Source organism: Arthrobacter sp. B0427-1-12 (assembly GCF_059092905.1).
The window spans coordinates 1-990 of record NZ_JBNHIC010000165.1 but is presented as its reverse complement, the minus strand read 5'-3'; the positions used below and the strand labels follow the sequence as shown (position 1 = coordinate 990).

Annotated in this window: 1 protein-coding gene; it reads right to left on the bottom strand. The window is 63.9% G+C overall.

The window, feature by feature from the left end; genetic code table 11:
• Nucleotides 1-6: 6 nt before the first annotated feature.
• Nucleotides 7-990: hypothetical protein (locus tag AC5RWU_RS24350; RefSeq protein WP_493986739.1), on the bottom strand; the 984-nt coding region annotated here is incomplete at its 5' end.

Here is a 990-nt window from a genome sequence, read left to right as displayed (position 1 = left end):
GGCCGGTTACCGCTGTGCTGCAGCGTTGCGTATGGCGGTCAGGGCCTTGCGCAGTTCAGTGAGCACCGGGGCCGGAACCGCGCCGGTCAGGTAGGCCAGGCCGTTGCAGGCGGCGGTAAAGGCATCGCTGTCGTTCATGGCCAGCGCGTTTCGGCAGTAGACCTCAGCGAACCTGTTCAGCAGTTCAGAGTGCTCGTCACTGAGATCGGGCTGGAGGACCTCGATGACATGCAGGATGCGGGTCCGCAGGTCCCCATTTGCGGCTGCGGGGCGCCGCAGCTCAATGTCTTCGGGGCGGGCGTGGAGGATGTCGAGTCTGAGGACGGACCCGAAGACGGCCACTGTGCGGGGCAGATAGTCCAGATCTGCCGGTTTCTCATAGGTGCGCGGCCCCGACCGGCCGGTGACGGTCTGTTCGATGGCGGTGTAGAACCCACAGACAAGGTAACTGGTCACCGGCTGTAGGCCGATCCTGTTCTGTCGCAGCCTGGCCTTGCCCGCTTTGCGGAACGCCGCTTCGATCAAGGTGCAGAACGCTGCCAGATCCAGCCGGCCCCAGTGCTCATTGACCAGCTGACGGACCCAGGCTTTATCCCGGTCGCTTGGCTGCGGCCAGTCCCGCTCAAGGAGCTTGACTTCAAGGTAATTGAGGACCTCGTCCTCGATGCACCGGGCGGCGGCACGGGCGATGTCTTCGAAGGAGCTGGTCAGAATGCGGCCGAGCCGTTCATCGAGCTGTTTTTCAAAAACCCGGAGGCGTTGGGCCGGTGGTCCGTCTCCGGCGAAGATCCAGATGATTCTGGAGGGATAGAACGAGGATTTTCCATCGGCCGAAAAATCGACCGCCTCCTCTCCGATGGCCGCGCAGGGAACCAGCACGTCGTTCACGAGCAGCTGCACGTCAGAGCACGGCAGCGCCTCGATGAGGGCCTGTCCGCCAATATGCTCGCCCCAGGCGCCGGTCTGCCGCAGGGCCTCGGCGGCAAGAAC